The organism is Brucella sp. HL-2, assembly GCF_025846885.2.
Classification (GTDB): domain Bacteria; phylum Pseudomonadota; class Alphaproteobacteria; order Rhizobiales; family Rhizobiaceae; genus Brucella; species Brucella quorumnocens.
The window spans coordinates 37,661-52,062 of the sequence record NZ_JAOYTK010000010.1; the positions used below are offsets into that span (position 1 = coordinate 37,661).

Here is a 14,402-nt window from a genome sequence, read left to right on the forward strand (position 1 = left end):
ATGGGACCTCAAGTGGAATATTCCGACGTACAGCTCTTCATTGATGGGAAATGGCGTGATGGGTCGCGTGGCGAGACGATAGAGGTTCTAAACCCTGCCACAAATGAGGCTATTGGCCAAATAGCCAAAGCCACGACCAATGATCTCGATGATGCACTGGCTGCTGCCGATCGCGGGTTTGAGATTTGGCGCAAGGTGCCGGCATTTGATCGCTATAAAGTTTTGCGAAAAGCCGCTGATATCTTTCGCAGTCGTGGCGAAATTGTAGCCCATTTGCTGACGATGGAGCAGGGCAAGCCTCTTGCTGAAGCGCGCACCGAAGCTGCTGCTGCCTGCGATTTGATCGATTGGTTTGCGGAAGAAGCGCGCCGGAGCTATGGCCGTATCGTCCCACCACGTTTTGCTCATGTGATGCAGACTGAGGTTAAGGAACCGGTCGGTCCTGTAGCGGCGTTCACACCCTGGAATTTTCCGATCAATCAATCGGTCCGCAAAATATCGGCTGCACTTGCTGCTGGCTGTTCCATTATTTTGAAAGCTGCGGAAGACACACCTGCTGCTCCGGCTGAGTTGGTGCGTGCTTTTGCTGATGCTGGTTTGCCAGACGGTGTCATCAATCTCGTTTATGGCGATCCGGCGGAAATATCGTCTTATCTCATTCCTCATCCCGTGATTAAGAAAGTGTCGTTTACTGGCTCTACACAGGTAGGGAAACAACTTGCGGCATTAAGCGGGTTGCATATGAAGCGGGCGACGATGGAGCTGGGCGGGCATGCACCGGTCATCATCATGGCAGATGCTGACGTCGATCAGGCGATCAAGGTTGCAGCCGCTGCCAAGTTTCGTAATGCGGGACAGATTTGCATCGCGCCAACTCGATTTCTGGTCGAAAAACCGGCTTACGAACGGGTCATTGAGGGACTTTCCAACTATGCAAGCGCGTTGAATGTCGGAAATGGTCTCGATGCAGAAACGACCATGGGGCCGCTGGTCAATGCACGCCGCGTCAATGCCATGGAACGCTTGATCGGCGAAGCAAAAGAACACAAGGCTACCGTGGTAACAGGTGGTGAGCGCATTGGTAATCGCGGTAATTTTTTCCAGCCAACCGTGCTGGCAGATGTGCCACGTGAGGCCGCGATTATGAACGAAGAACCGTTTGGCCCAGTAGCGCTGCTTAACAGTTTTCAGACGCTGGATGAGGCGTTGGGTGAGGCCAATCGGCTTAATTATGGTCTTGCGGCCTATGCATTCACCGGATCATCAGCCAATGCCGCGAAAATCTCGTCGTCCGTACGCAGCGGAATGATCACCATCAATCATTATGGTCTGGCTCTGCCGGAAGTGCCATTCGGCGGCATCAACGATTCTGGTTACGGAACAGAAGGTGGTGCCGACGCGCTGGATGCCTATCAGAATACGAAATTCGTTTCGCATTTGCAGGCCTGAATACGCCCCAATCTTGTTGCTATGCCAGAACCATGAGACTTCAGAATGAGTGACGCCTATATTTGTGACTATGTTCGTACGCCCATCGGTCGCTTTGGCGGTTCGCTTTCGTCCGTGAGAGCGGATGATCTCGGAGCCATTCCGCTCCGCGCATTGATGGAACGCAATGCATTGGTCGACTGGGAAGCGGTTGACGATGTTATTTTTGGCTCTGCCAATCAGGCGGGCGAAGACAACCGTAATGTCGCACGCATGTCACTGCTTCTTGCGGGATTGCCAGTCGGCGTATCTGGAACCACGATTAATCGTCTGTGTGGTTCAGGCATGGATGCGGTTATCAGTGCTGCGCGCGCAATCAAGGCTGGCGAGGCTGAGTTGATCATCGCAGGTGGCGTCGAAAGCATGAGCCGCGCCCCATTCGTGATGCCGAAGGCCGATGCCGCGTTTTCGCGCAAAGCGGAAATATTTGATACGACTATCGGTTGGCGTTTTGTGAACCCGCTGATGAAGAAACAATATGGCGTCGAATCCATGCCTGAGACCGGCGAGAATGTCGCTGAAGATTACAATATCTCACGTCAGGATCAGGATGCTTTTGCGCTGCGCAGTCAGGAGAAAGCTGCCGCAGCACAGGCCAACGGACGCCTTGCTCAAGAAATCGTCGCTGTAAGCATCCCGCAACGCAAAGGCGCACCAGTCGTTGTGGATATGGATGAACATCCGCGTGTCACAACGATGGAAGCACTCGCAAAGCTTGGGACACCGTTCAGAGACGGTGGAACTGTAACGGCAGGCAATGCATCCGGCGTCAATGATGGTGCGGCCGCGTTAATCATTGCTTCTGAGGCGGCCATTAAGAAATACAATCTGAAACCTATCGCTCGTATTATCGGCGGGGGCACCGCTGGCGTTCCACCAAGGACCATGGGCATCGGCCCAATGCCTGCCACACGCAAACTTCTGGCACGGCTTGGGATCGCCATTGATGCGATCGATGTGATCGAGCTCAACGAGGCTTTTGCTTCGCAAGGGCTCGCTGTGTTGCGGGAACTCGGAGTTGCTGACGACGATAGCCGCGTCAATCCAAATGGTGGAGCAATCGCATTAGGACATCCGCTCGGCATGTCAGGCGCACGCATTACAGGTTCGGCGGCGCTTGAAATTTCGCTCACCGGTGGCCAATACGCATTGGCGACAATGTGTATTGGCGTTGGGCAAGGGATTGCGATAGCGCTGGAACGCGTTTGACCCTGAGGCGCGGCTTTACACTCCGCGCTTAACAACTGCCTTGCCGGTTAAACGTCTTCGGCGCCCGAGCGGCTGATATGGCGTTTCAGCAAGGCGGCGGCGAATTCGAAATCCTTGTTCTCAATAGCTTCCAAAATGCCCAAATGGTCCATACAGGCCTTGCGTATGCGCTCTTCGCCCAAGCGGTCGAAGTCGGAATATTCGGTCATACGCCGCAGATGGTTCTGCCAGCGGACGGATTGCGTGAAAAAGCGATTGTTCGCCCACGAAACAATGGTTTCATGGAAATTTGCATTGGCATTGAACCACAGGTCACGTGTGAGGCTTTGCAGCGGTAGAACTAGTATCTCTTTTTGCTCGCGTTGAAGGGCGGCAAGCTGGGTTGGGTCCGGTGCATACTCGGCTTGGGCAAGTGCCCCGCATTCAATCACCAGACGGAAAGCATAGCTTTCATTGACGGCACGCTCATTGTCGAGCGACTCGGCAAATCGCCAGCCATGGCCGGGAAGGCGTTCTGCCAGACCTTCCGTTGCAAAACGCATCAATACCCGGCGCACGGCACCACGTGTGGCGCCCAACTGGTCTGCAAGTTCAGCTTCGGACACTTCATCGCCGACCGTACCAGAGGCGCGTGAACTCATCAGGCGTCGGTAAAGCTCCTCAGCTTCGGATGGTGGAAGAAGCCTGTCGTTCAGCTCATCAGGTTCGGGAAGACGATGCAACTGATAGCCGCGATTTGGGGTCTGGCTGACAATGCCTTGCTGTACCAACAGGTTCAGTACCTGACGCACAGGCGAACGCGATACGCGAAGCTCCTTGGCAATTGCTGCATCAGACAGCCGGTCTCCAATATTCCAGCGAGCCGCAGATATGAGCGAGACCATTTTATGCGCGACTTCCGCCTGAAGACTGCTCAGGCCGGATTCGCCTTCTGTCGATCTCTTAATGTTCATATTCACGCCCGGCACCCCCTGAATGTGCGTTCCCCCATGAATTTAAGTTCAAAGAATACGGAATATTTCGCAATAGGCCATTTCTTTCTCGTAGTGCCTATCCCATTGGAAAGACAGGCTGACTCTGTATAGGAAGGGTATAAATCAAATTGTTCCATATTCTAATAAAAAACTATTGACTCCGCAATGATTGAATGTGAATTGTATTAAGAAGATGCAAAATACAAAATATGGATCGAGAATGTCTATTACCCCATTTCCATTCATCACAGTTTCTGGCGTACCGGAAGAGCGCGGTCGCCAATATGGGGTTTTGGCCAAAGAGCGTATCCGGCTAAGCGCGGGCCTTTACTCAGGCACGCTCGATGCGTTCGGTCTTTCGCCAGAGCGTAAGCAGAGCCTGATCGAGGATTTCGCAGGCAGGATCGAAGAATTCGACGCTTCTTATGTCGAGGAAATGCGCGGTATTGCCAAGGGGGCGGGTGTCCCTTTTGAGCAGATCGTCATGATCAATGCACGTACGGAAGTGGTTGCGATGGCGCGTGCGGAAACGGGCGCACCTGATCCGGAAGAGCAGGATGACGGTTGCACCGGCGCGCTCATCATGCCCGCCAAAAGTGCTTCAGGTAATCTTGTGCACGGCCAGAACTGGGACTGGCGTTCTGAGTGTGTAGAGACTGGTATCGTGCTGCGTGTACGCAACAATAACGGCCCCGATTTCGTTACTTTTGTCGAAGCAGGTGGTCTGGCGCGCAGCGGCTTTAATGAAGCCGGTATCTCGATTACTGCCAATTATCTTGAATGTGAGCGCGACTATAAGAAGCTTGGCGTTCCGCTTGGTCTCGTGCGTCGTAAGGTGCTGGAGCAGGAGCATTTTGCCAAAGCAATCAAAGCCGTGGCTTCGACGCCGAAGTCCTGCTCGAACAATATCATGATCGCCACCAGCGCGGGCTTTGGTATTGATTTTGAATGTGCACCGGATGAGTCCTTCCCGATCCTGCCGGAGAACGATCTTATCGTTCATGCCAATCATTGGGTAAGTCCGATTGCGCTGACCAAGCTGCGTGACACGGGCATTCCATATGTGCCGGAGAGCTTTTATCGCGACTGGCGTGTGCGCCAGTGTCTTGAAGCCCATGGTGGCAAAATTGGCCGTAAGGAACTCAAAGAAGCGCTGTTTGATGACTTCCTGACGCCTTATGCCGTGTGCCGTCCACCACGTCCGGGCAACCACGACAATATCACCGCAACGGTCGCCATGGTGGTGATGGAGGCGGCTCTCGGCATGATGGAAATCGCGCCCTTACCAGCCTTGAATCGTGAATTTGCGACCTATTGTCTGCAGGACTATACGCCGCTTCCTGCCGATGCAGCGCCGCGTGCGAAATCCCTCTTTATCGAAGGCTAAAGAAATGCTGCGCTTTGCGCTCTCCAGAATAGGCATGGCCATTCCAACATTGCTGATTGTGGCGGTGGCTGTGTTTGTGATTGTCCGGTTGATACCGGGCGATCCTGCGGCTCTGATGCTGGGCGATTCTGCGGATGCGGCGACATTGGCTGCCTTGCGCGAACAGCTGGGGCTCAACCATAGCATCATGACCCAGTTTCTGATCTGGGGCGGCAATGTTCTGCATGGCGATCTCGGTGTTTCCATAGCCAACCAGCAGCCTGTGCTTTCACTGGTTCTGGAAAGGTTTTTGGTAAGCGCGCGTATTGTGTTGTCTGCTGTCGTGCTTTCCACGCTGGTCGCGGTTCCACTCGGTATGATCGCTGCATGGAAACAAAACAGCCTGACGGATCTCACGCTTGTGACAAGCGCCACTTTACTGTTGTCGATCCCGGCATTCTGGATGGGCTTGCTGCTGTTGCTGGCATTTGGTCTGAAGCTGGGATGGCTGCCGATTGTTGGTTATGTCAGCTTCGGCGAAAATCAATGGAAGGCGTTTCTCTATCTGGTATTGCCGGTCACGACGCTGTTTCTGCATGAAATTGGCGTGATCCTGCGTATGGCCCGAGCATCGACGCTCGAAGTGCTGAACCTTGATTACATCACCCATGCACGCGCCAAGGGGCTGTCGGAAGCAACCGTTATGTGGCGCCATGCATTCCGCAATGCATTTGGTCCCACCTGGACATTGCTTGGTTTGATCCTTGGTAATCTGCTCGGCGGTATTGCTGTCGTGGAAACGGTTTTCACCATTCCGGGTCTCGGCAGGCTGCTGGTCGATGCGATTTTTGCCCGCGACTATCCGGTCATTCAGGGCTGCTTGCTGTTTACGGCTTGCGTCTATGTGCTGGTCAATCTGATCGTGGACCTCCTTTATCCGTTCTTCGACCCGAAGGTGACGGCGAAATGAAAAACATCTCTCTTAATGCCCTAATCGGCGGGGCTTTGACTGCAACGCTTCTGACAGTGGCACTCGTTGGTTCCGTCTGGACTCCGTACAATCCGCTCGCGCTTGATTTTACCGCACGTCTTGCGCCACCAAGTGCTGCGCACTGGCTTGGTACGGATGAGTTTGGGCGCGACCAATTGAGCCGCCTGATGAAAGGCGCGTCCGCCAGCGTTTCGATTAGCGTTTTCACAGTCTTCATCGCCACCTTGGGTGGTGTTCTGGTTGGCGCAACTAGTGGCTTCTTACGTGGCTGGTTCGACCGGTTTCTAATGATGATCAATGATGCGCTGCTGGCATTCCCTGGCATATTGATGGCGCTAGGTTTGCTGGCCGTCTTTGGCGCAAACAAGAACGGCATCATCCTCGCACTGGCTCTCGCCTATATGTCTTCGGTTATTCGCGTTGTGCGCGGCACGGTACTGAGCTTGCGTGAACGAGAGTTTGTCGAGGCTTCCCGCGTCATGGGAAACTCGGAAATCTATACGATGGTGCGTCATATCCTGCCCAATTGTCTGGCACCTGTGCTGGTCATGGCAACCTCCATGTGCGGCTGGGCAATCCTCGCAGAAAGCTCGCTCAGCTTTCTGGGGCTGGGCGTGCCGCCGCCAGCGCCGACATGGGGCAATATGCTAGCCGGAAGCCGCAATTTCATTGAGCAGGCCGTTTGGCTTGGTATCTTCCCCGGCCTTGCAATTTCGCTGTCGCTGCTTGGTATTAATCTTCTTGGTGACGCGTTGCGCGACCGCCTCGACCCACGCATGAGGAAGCGCTCATGACTTCCGCACCCCTGCTCGAAATCGACAATGTAAGCCTGCGTGTTGGCGATAGCACGCTGGAGATCGTCAAGCGTGCTTCCTTCTCCCTCAAGCGTGGCGAAATTCTTGGTATTGTTGGCGAATCCGGTTCTGGCAAGACGATGCTCGCGCGGGCGATCATGGGGCTGGTTCCGGCGTCCATTAAAACAAGTCATGGTGCGATCCGCTTCAAGGGGCAGAACGTATCAACGATGTCGCCAGCCGCATTGCGCGGCCTTCGTGGCGATGGCATCGCTATGATCTTTCAGGAGCCTATGACATCGCTCACCCCATCGCTGACCATCGGACGCCAGCTTGAAGAAGGGCTTGAACTGCACTTTCCAGCTGAGAAAGCGCAACATGCCGACTGGATTAGAGCCATGTTGTTGCGTGTCGGTATTGCCGATCCTGATCGGGCGATTGAGGCGTTCCCACATGAGTTCTCTGGCGGAATGCGCCAGCGTATCATGATCGCGTGCGCCATGCTGATGCAGCCTGATCTGCTGATTGCCGACGAGCCGACAACGGCGCTCGATGCGGTCATCCAGCGCGAGGTTATGGAGTTGCTGGTTGATCTCACGCGGGAACGCCGAACGACCGTTTTGCTCATCAGCCACGACCTTCCAATGATCGCGCGATACTCCAATCGGGTTGTCGTGATGCGTCATGGCGAGGTGGTTGAAACGGGTAATACCGCTGATGTTCTCGCCAAACCGCAACATGATTATACCCGCAAGCTGCTTTCAACATTGCCAGTTCGGGGAGCGGCCCGTGTGGTGCCACAGGCAGAGCCGCTGATCAGCGTTCGCGATCTGGTTGTCGACTTTGAAGGGCGCGGCGGCTGGTTCAAGAAGGCTGGCGGCAAACGCGCACTGCATGGCGTAACAATTGATGTTTTGCCGAATGAGGTCGTCGCGGTGGTTGGCGGTTCAGGCTCGGGAAAAACCACTGCCGCACGCGTTATGGCCGGATTGATCAAACCGAGTGGTGGCAAGCTGCTGTTTAAGGGACAGCCTGTTGAAAGACGTTCGGTTCATTACCCCGACTATCGCTATCACACGCAGATGGTGTTTCAGGACCCTTACTCGTCGCTCGACCCACGCATGAAAGTGGGTGAACTGGTTGGCGAGGCACTGCGCTTCTCAAAAGAACTTTCGTCCAGCCAGAAAGTGGATCGTGTTCGCGAAACACTGGAGGACGTTGGCCTCGGTGGAGACTATGCCAATCGTTATGCGCATGAAATGTCGGGTGGTCAGCGTCAGCGTGTGGCGATTGCCCGTGCGCTTGTGCGCCGTCCAGCTTTTGTGATTGCCGATGAAGCCGTCTCGGCGCTTGACGTCACGGTGCGGGCGCAGGTTCTCGACCTCTTTGCCAAACTTCAGCAGAGCTATGGCTTTGGCTGTCTGTTCATCACCCATGATTTGGGTGTGGTGGAGCAAATCGCTGACCGTGTAGTTGTCATGAATGAGGGACGCATCATCGAGCAGGGGACGCGCGATGAAATCTTTGACGCGCCGCAAAACGACTATACCCGCCGTCTGCTGTCGGCCATTCCGATGCTCGAATTGACGGGCGAGGGTGGCGTCAAACTGAAATGGCGTGGCGACGGTGCAAATATGAAATCCGGGGAGGAGGGTGGTCATGTCCATCATTGAAGAACAGCCTGCAACCAAACGACAGGGTCATGGCAAAAAGCTCAGCTTCTATGATTTTGGTGCAACCACCTTTTTCGCAAGCCAGTTCGATCAGCGCTTCAGCTATTGCCTTTACGTGCCGGAAGATTACGACGAAGACGGCACGGAAACGCACGAGCTGATCATTATCGTCCATGGCACTGGACGCACCGCTGCGCAATATCGCGATCACTTCGCAAGTTTTGGGCAAAAGAACCGTTGCATCATACTGGCACCGTTGTTTCCTGCTGGCATTGCTGTGCAGGGCGATCTCGCCAATTACAAACGCATCGAGTTTCACGGCATTCGTTTTGATCATATTCTTCTGTCGATGATCGACGAAGTGGCGGCCAAATATCGCCTCAAGAGCAATCGCGTGATCATGTATGGTTTTTCGGGCGGTGGGCAGTTCTGCCAGCGCTTTTTCATGCTGCATCCGCAACGGCTCAAAGCCATTTCTATTGGTGCCCCCGGTGTCGTGACCTTGCTTAATCCCGACTACGACTGGTGGGTCGGCGTGCGCGATGTTGAGGCTCGCTTTGGCTGTCGCATCAATCTTGAAGCGATGAAAGCGGTGACGGTGCAAACGGTTATTGGCGAAGAAGATACCGCCACCTGGGAAATTGCCATTCCGCGCGAGAGTGCCTTCTGGATGGATGGAGCCGATCTGCAGGGCGATTGCCGGATTGACCGCATTGAAGCACTGGCCCGGTCTTTCGAGACGCATGGCATCGGAGTTCGCAGAGACCGGGTGCCCGGCGTGGCACATGAACCTTTCAATGTTCTGGAGCCGGTGGAGGCGTTTTTCGCTGATGTTCTGAAGTCAGAAAGCTGACGTTGCAACAAAATCAAAAACAATAAGGGGAAATCAAATGTTTAATCCAACTTCAATACGCGCCGCATTTAGCATGGCGCTTCTTGGCCTTTGCGCCACATCCTTCCAAGCATATGCCGCAGATGACGAGACCTTACGCGTAGCTTTTCATTCCGATGTCGCGAGCATTAACCCCGGCGTCAACCGTGACGCCAATGCCGATGTGGTCGTCGCGCACATTGCTGAAGGTCTGGTTGCCTATGGCGATGATCTGGCGATCAAGCCAATGCTGGCTGAAAGCTGGACTGCAAACGCTGACCATACCGTCTATGATTTTAAACTCCGCCAAGGCGTGAAATTCCAGAATGGCAAAGAGCTGACAGCCAAAGACGTAGTGTGGAATTTCGAACGTTACCTGAAGCCTGAAACCGGCTTCCAATGTGTGAACCGCTATAACGGCAAAGTGGATTCCGAATTGCAGTCGGTCGAGGCTGTTGACGACAGCACGGTGCGTTTCAATTTCGCAGCGCCTGCGCCAAATTTCGTCATCACAATGGCGACCATCCAATGCACGCCATGGATATTAAGCCCTGAATCTGTTGATGCTGATGGCAAGTTTGTGAAGCCGATTGGTACCGGTCCTTATGCCTTTTCCAAATGGGAACGGGGCCGTTTTCTTGACCTCACCCGTTTTGACGATTACGCGGCGCTATCTGGTGCAGCGGATGGTTTGGCCGGTAACAAAAAGGGTCATATGAAAACGATCCAGTTTATGACGGTTCCCGATTCAAGCACGCGCACCAATGGTCTGTTGTCAGGCGAGATCGATTTCATCGATGAAGTTGAGCCGACAGGCGTCAAGGATCTGGAAGCAAAGGGCATGAAGGTGAATGTCCAGCAGACGCCTGCATGGATGGTGCTGCAAATCCAGTCAGATTCTGACAAGCTGAAAGATCCGCAGCTCCGTCAGGCGATCGCGCATTCTATCGACCTTAACCAACTGGCAGCGGCGATTGGCGAGGGCATGTACACACCGAATTCATCGGTCATCGCACCAAATACGATCTATTCGGATAGTCAGGCAGCTGCCTGGCCTGCTTATGATCCCGCTAAGGCACAGGAACTGCTTACCAAGGCAGGGTACAAGGGCGAGCCAATCAGTCTTCTGGTTGCCAACCGCCAGAACCGTGTACAGGTCGCCACAATTATTCAAGCGTTCCTTGCTGGATCGGGCATCAATGCGCAGCTTGAAGTGCGCGATTGGGCAACCCAGCTCGACCAGTATCGCCGTGGTGCATATGAACTTGCAGTCTTTGCCTACTCCGCGCGCCTCGATCCATTGTTGTCTTTCCAATCGATGATTGGTGACAAGAAAGCCGATGCTGCGCGTCAATGGGATGATGCAAAGGCGGAAGAGCTTCTCAAGCAGGTTTCAGCGACAAGTGATGTCGAGGAGCGCAAAAAGCTCTTCAACGAACTCAACAAGCTGATGGCCGAGCAGGTGCCGATCCTTGGTCTGGTAAATTTGCCATCCATTACGGCGACGGGCCCAAAAGTGAATGATTACAAGGGTTGGGCTGGTGACACTGACCGTTTCTGGACGGTTAGCAAGACGCAGTAACGGGCCCATTGCTTAAGCTTATCACATCGGAATAATCCCATGACGTCCACATCGTTTGATTATATCCGGACTGACGCGGTCGGTCTGGGAGAGGCCATTCGCGCCAAAGTTCTGTCGCCGCGCGAGGCCGTTCAGGAAGCATTTGCAGCGATTGATCGGTGCAATCCTCAGCTTAACGCTGTCATTCATGAGATGCGCGATGAGGCCGAAGAGCAGCTTAAAACACTGCCAGAAGGGCCGCTCAGCGGTGTCCCGGTTTTGTTGAAGGATGATTGCCCATCCTATGCAGGCGCTGCCATGTCCTTTGGTTGCCGTGCGGCTGAAGGCAATATTTCGCAACGCGATCACGAGCTGGTTAAGCGCTATAAAGCCGCCGGCCTGGTCGTTGTGGGCAAGACCAATCTGCCTGAGTTTTCCTGCAATATTGCAACGGAATCCTCTTTGCATGGTCCGGCCCTCAATCCTTGGGACGTGAAGCGCAGCATTGGTGGTTCTTCCGGTGGTGCGGCAGCAGCGGTTGCTGCGCGTATGGTGCCTGTGGCCTATGGCAATGATGGAGCGGGTTCCATCCGCATTCCTGCGTCCTGCGGCGGTCTTTTCGGACTGCGTCCATCACGTGGCCGCGTCCCATGTGGTCCCGTCTCGACAGAAAATTGGGGCGGGATGGTCAGCCACCACGTATTGACGCGTTCGGTTCGCGATTCCGCAATGATGCTCGACCTGACAGATGCGCTAGAACCGGGCTCCCTCTATGCCGCACCGGCGAAGACGGATCTCTTTGTTAATAGTGCCAAAACCACTCCCCGTAAGTTGCGCATTGGTGTCTGGCAGCAGTCTGATCTTCGTCATGATCTGGACGAGCAGGCAGTCGCAGCACTTGAGGCGACGATTGCGCTGTGCGAACAGCTCGGCCACACAGTCTTTCTCGTGCAGCCAGATTTTGACGGTTCTCAGTTGTCGGCTGCCGTACAAAAACTGATCGCCGTTTACACCGCAATTGAAGTGGCGGATGTTGCCGCAACAATGGCAAAGCCTGCCAATGATCTCTATTTCGAGTCGTCCAATCTGGGATTGGCTGCCTATGGTGAGGGTTTGTCCGCACCGGAAGTCATTCAGGCGCGCCTGATTGCAAACAGCACGGCGCGCAGTTTCGGTCGCCTGTTTGAAGAATGCGATGTGGTTTTAAGCCCCGTTATGCCGGTCGCATCATTTCCGCTTGGAATACTCGACGTGCGTTCACCCGACTGGGAAGGCTTTGTTCGACAGTTTCTGGAACTCACGAGCTTTACCCATCCGGTTAATGCGGCTGGTTTGCCTGCAATGAGCGTTCCGCTGCACGAGACCTCCGATGGCCTCCCTGTCGGCAGCCAGTTCATTGCCCCCTATGGGTCCGAAAATCTGTTATTTGAACTCGCAGGCCAATTGGAAACCATGTGCCCATGGTCTGACCGCCTGCCAGCAATTCACGCCTGAAATCAAGAGACAAGCGATGCTCTATACAAAGCCCTATTTCCAGCCGTCCGATGTAAACGAGGTTTTCGATCTTGTTGACAGAACGGTGCTTGGCACTTTGATCACCTGCCACGAGGGAGGCGTTGCTATATCGCACCCTGTCTTCATGATGGATCGGACACGCGGTGAAAACGGAACGCTGGTCTCGCATGTCGCGGCATCCAACGATCATGTTGAGTTTCTGAAGCGCGGACTCCCCTCAATCGCGATCCTGATGGATGCTGGTCACTATGTTTCGTCCTCGTGGTATCCGGGTTATCCGGAAAGAGACAGTGCGCCGACATGGAGTTTTATGGTCGCTCACATTCATGGGGCGCCCAAAATATTGTCGGAAGCAGCGACCGCCAAGCATCTCCATGAGCTTGTCAAACACATGGAAAAGGGGCGGGACAAGCCATGGCAGATGAAGGAACTTGGCCATGGTGGTCTGGAGCGACGCTTGCCAAATATCGTCGGCTACGAAATGCCGATTGAGAAAATGGAGATCAAGTTCAAGCTGGGGCAAGACGAGCGTTCAGCGGATATGAGCGCAGCTATCAAAAAATTGCGCGAAGAGGGGCGGGATGACGTTGCCGAAATGATGGCGCGTCACTGCAAACTTTAGAAATCCAGATGGGGGATTTGGGTTGATGACGGTGCTGCACATTCCGTCCTGATCAAGCCAATTATCCAGCAATCACAGCCATAGCAGGCAGCCGGTTTTAGCGAGTTCCGGCAGCTTGTTCTCAGCACGACGGAAAGCCTCTTTCCGCCGAAAACTCCTATTGCCTAAAATCAAAGGGGACACTACTCAAATGAAAAAAATTCTATCTGCATCCGTTGCTGTTTTGGCATTGTCATCAGCGGCGTCGGCTGCCGACGCGATCATCGCACCAGAGCCAGAATCCGTTGAATATGTTCGCGTTTGCGATGCATATGGCAAAGGCTACTTCTATATTCCTGGAACTGAAACCTGCCTGCGTCTTGCTGGTTATGTTCGTTACGATGTGAGTGGTGGAGACAACGCATATGCGCGCGTTCCAAGCACCAAAGATATGGACACTTTTGCGCAGCTGACCCGTTTCACCTTCCGCACATTTACCGGCACTGAAACGGAACTTGGGACACTCAAGACGGTCACTGAAGTGCGCTATCAATGGTATAATGGTGCAGACTCTTCATCGTCCGGTTCTCTGCGTTTGGGTTTCATTGAGCTTGGTGGCCTGCGTGTTGGTCTTGACCAGTCTGCATTTGTTACCTTCACCGATTATCTGGGTAATGTGCTGAACGACGACGTCATTCTGGCGGGTGGTTATCGCACCAACCTCATCAGCTACACCTACAAAAATAAGGAAGGTTTCTCCGCGACCTTATCACTTGAACAGGGTGGTAATACCGATGCGGATGTGGATGTCACCATCGATGATTACATGCCGCATGTGGTGGGTGGTCTTAAATATGCGCAGTCATGGGGCAGTATTGCTGGCGTCGCTGCCTATGATGCGCGCAATGAAGAATGGGCAGGCAAGGTCAAGGTCGACCTCAAAGTGAACGACAAGTTCTCAGTGTGGTCGCAGTTTGCTTACAAATCCAATGATGATCACTACAAAGCCAATGCCAACGGTGAGGTGTATCGTATTGTAGACAGCTTCTACGGAACTTGGGGTGGTGATTGGGCTTTGTGGGGTGGTCTTGCCTATCAGGCAACTGAAAAAGCAAAGCTCAACCTGCAGGTTGGTTATGATGCCAGCGAAACCCTGATGGCGACTGGTAATATCAGCTATGCTTTGGTGCCAGGTTTTAACATCACGCCAGAACTTACCTATGTTCAATGGAACAACAAGCGCACCTCGCTTGATGGCCAAGATGCGCTTGGTTTGAAAGTGCGCTTTCAGCGTTCATTCTAATCGGTAAACGAGGCTCTGGCGCTGTCTGTATGCAGACAGCGCCAGAGCACATTCCA

The 14,402-nt window shown here is 53.9% G+C and carries 12 protein-coding genes; 11 read left to right on the plus strand and 1 reads right to left on the minus strand.

Translation table 11 applies throughout. From position 1 onward, the window contains the following. Nucleotides 1-1,449, plus strand: a complete 1,449-nt coding sequence (locus OIV19_RS13045; RefSeq protein WP_264231899.1) for an NAD-dependent succinate-semialdehyde dehydrogenase — start codon at nt 1-3, stop codon at nt 1,447-1,449. A gap of 45 nt (nt 1,450-1,494) precedes the next feature. Further along, nucleotides 1,495-2,697 (plus strand): 3-oxoadipyl-CoA thiolase, encoded by a 1,203-nt coding sequence (pcaF, locus tag OIV19_RS13050; RefSeq protein ID WP_264231900.1) that lies wholly within the window; start codon nt 1,495-1,497, stop codon nt 2,695-2,697. Nucleotides 2,698-2,744: 47 nt separating this feature from the next. Here the strand turns inward: pcaF and OIV19_RS13055 are convergent, their stop codons facing one another. Beyond that, on the minus strand, nt 2,745-3,650 hold the full coding sequence (locus tag OIV19_RS13055) for a GntR family transcriptional regulator (RefSeq protein WP_151092581.1): 906 nt from the start codon (nt 3,648-3,650) through the stop codon (nt 2,745-2,747). A 241-nt stretch (nt 3,651-3,891) separates the two neighbouring features. Here OIV19_RS13055 and OIV19_RS13060 point away from each other — a divergent pair, with 241 nt between their 5' ends. The 9 genes from OIV19_RS13060 to OIV19_RS13100 all read left to right on the plus strand — a co-directional run bounded on the left by OIV19_RS13060 (nt 3,892) and on the right by OIV19_RS13100 (nt 14,346). Then, nucleotides 3,892-5,058 carry a C45 family peptidase gene (locus tag OIV19_RS13060; protein ID WP_264231902.1) on the plus strand — a complete coding sequence of 389 codons (1,167 nt, stop codon included), beginning with the start codon at nt 3,892-3,894 and terminating at the stop codon, nt 5,056-5,058. 4 nt (nt 5,059-5,062) lie between these two features. Then, a complete protein-coding gene (locus tag OIV19_RS13065) occupies nt 5,063-6,007 on the plus strand; it encodes an ABC transporter permease (RefSeq protein ID WP_264231903.1) in 945 nt (314 codons plus the stop codon). Beyond that, nucleotides 6,004-6,822 carry an ABC transporter permease gene (locus OIV19_RS13070; protein ID WP_264231904.1) on the plus strand — a complete coding sequence of 273 codons (819 nt, stop codon included), beginning with the start codon at nt 6,004-6,006 and terminating at the stop codon, nt 6,820-6,822. The genes OIV19_RS13065 and OIV19_RS13070 overlap by 4 nt, the downstream gene beginning before the upstream one ends. Beyond that, on the plus strand, nt 6,819-8,495 hold the full coding sequence (locus OIV19_RS13075; RefSeq protein WP_264231905.1) for an ABC transporter ATP-binding protein: 1,677 nt from the start codon (nt 6,819-6,821) through the stop codon (nt 8,493-8,495). The genes OIV19_RS13070 and OIV19_RS13075 overlap by 4 nt, the downstream gene beginning before the upstream one ends. Continuing rightward, the gene (locus tag OIV19_RS13080; protein WP_264231906.1) at nt 8,482-9,348 is read left to right on the plus strand and encodes an alpha/beta hydrolase; all 867 of its coding nucleotides are present in this window, start codon (nt 8,482-8,484) and stop codon (nt 9,346-9,348) included. The genes OIV19_RS13075 and OIV19_RS13080 overlap by 14 nt, the downstream gene beginning before the upstream one ends. A 37-nt stretch (nt 9,349-9,385) precedes the next feature. Then, nucleotides 9,386-10,948, plus strand: a complete 1,563-nt coding sequence (locus OIV19_RS13085) for an ABC transporter substrate-binding protein (protein ID WP_264231907.1) — start codon at nt 9,386-9,388, stop codon at nt 10,946-10,948. Between the two features lie 39 nt (nt 10,949-10,987). Beyond that, the gene (locus tag OIV19_RS13090) at nt 10,988-12,421 is read left to right on the plus strand and encodes an amidase (RefSeq protein WP_264231908.1); all 1,434 of its coding nucleotides are present in this window, start codon (nt 10,988-10,990) and stop codon (nt 12,419-12,421) included. 16 nt (nt 12,422-12,437) lie between these two features. Next, nucleotides 12,438-13,064 carry an FMN-binding negative transcriptional regulator gene (locus tag OIV19_RS13095; protein WP_264231909.1) on the plus strand — a complete coding sequence of 209 codons (627 nt, stop codon included), beginning with the start codon at nt 12,438-12,440 and terminating at the stop codon, nt 13,062-13,064. A 190-nt stretch (nt 13,065-13,254) separates the two neighbouring features. Further along, nucleotides 13,255-14,346 (plus strand): porin, encoded by a 1,092-nt coding sequence (locus tag OIV19_RS13100; protein ID WP_264231910.1) that lies wholly within the window; start codon nt 13,255-13,257, stop codon nt 14,344-14,346. Nucleotides 14,347-14,402: the final 56 nt, after the last annotated feature.

Coding starts and splice junctions, on each gene's coding strand:
- OIV19_RS13070 (WP_264231904.1), top strand. CDS start 6,004: ATGAAAAACATCTCTCTTAATGCCCTAATCGGCGGGGCTTTGACTGCA.
- OIV19_RS13075 (WP_264231905.1), top strand. CDS start 6,819: ATGACTTCCGCACCCCTGCTCGAAATCGACAATGTAAGCCTGCGTGTT.
- OIV19_RS13080 (WP_264231906.1), top strand. CDS start 8,482: ATGTCCATCATTGAAGAACAGCCTGCAACCAAACGACAGGGTCATGGC.
- OIV19_RS13085 (WP_264231907.1), top strand. CDS start 9,386: ATGTTTAATCCAACTTCAATACGCGCCGCATTTAGCATGGCGCTTCTT.
- OIV19_RS13090 (WP_264231908.1), top strand. CDS start 10,988: ATGACGTCCACATCGTTTGATTATATCCGGACTGACGCGGTCGGTCTG.
- pcaF (WP_264231900.1), top strand. CDS start 1,495: ATGAGTGACGCCTATATTTGTGACTATGTTCGTACGCCCATCGGTCGC.
- OIV19_RS13060 (WP_264231902.1), top strand. CDS start 3,892: ATGTCTATTACCCCATTTCCATTCATCACAGTTTCTGGCGTACCGGAA.
- OIV19_RS13055 (WP_151092581.1), bottom strand. CDS start 3,650: ATGAACATTAAGAGATCGACAGAAGGCGAATCCGGCCTGAGCAGTCTT.
- OIV19_RS13100 (WP_264231910.1), top strand. CDS start 13,255: ATGAAAAAAATTCTATCTGCATCCGTTGCTGTTTTGGCATTGTCATCA.
- OIV19_RS13065 (WP_264231903.1), top strand. CDS start 5,063: ATGCTGCGCTTTGCGCTCTCCAGAATAGGCATGGCCATTCCAACATTG.
- OIV19_RS13095 (WP_264231909.1), top strand. CDS start 12,438: ATGCTCTATACAAAGCCCTATTTCCAGCCGTCCGATGTAAACGAGGTT.
- OIV19_RS13045 (WP_264231899.1), top strand. CDS start 1: ATGGGACCTCAAGTGGAATATTCCGACGTACAGCTCTTCATTGATGGG.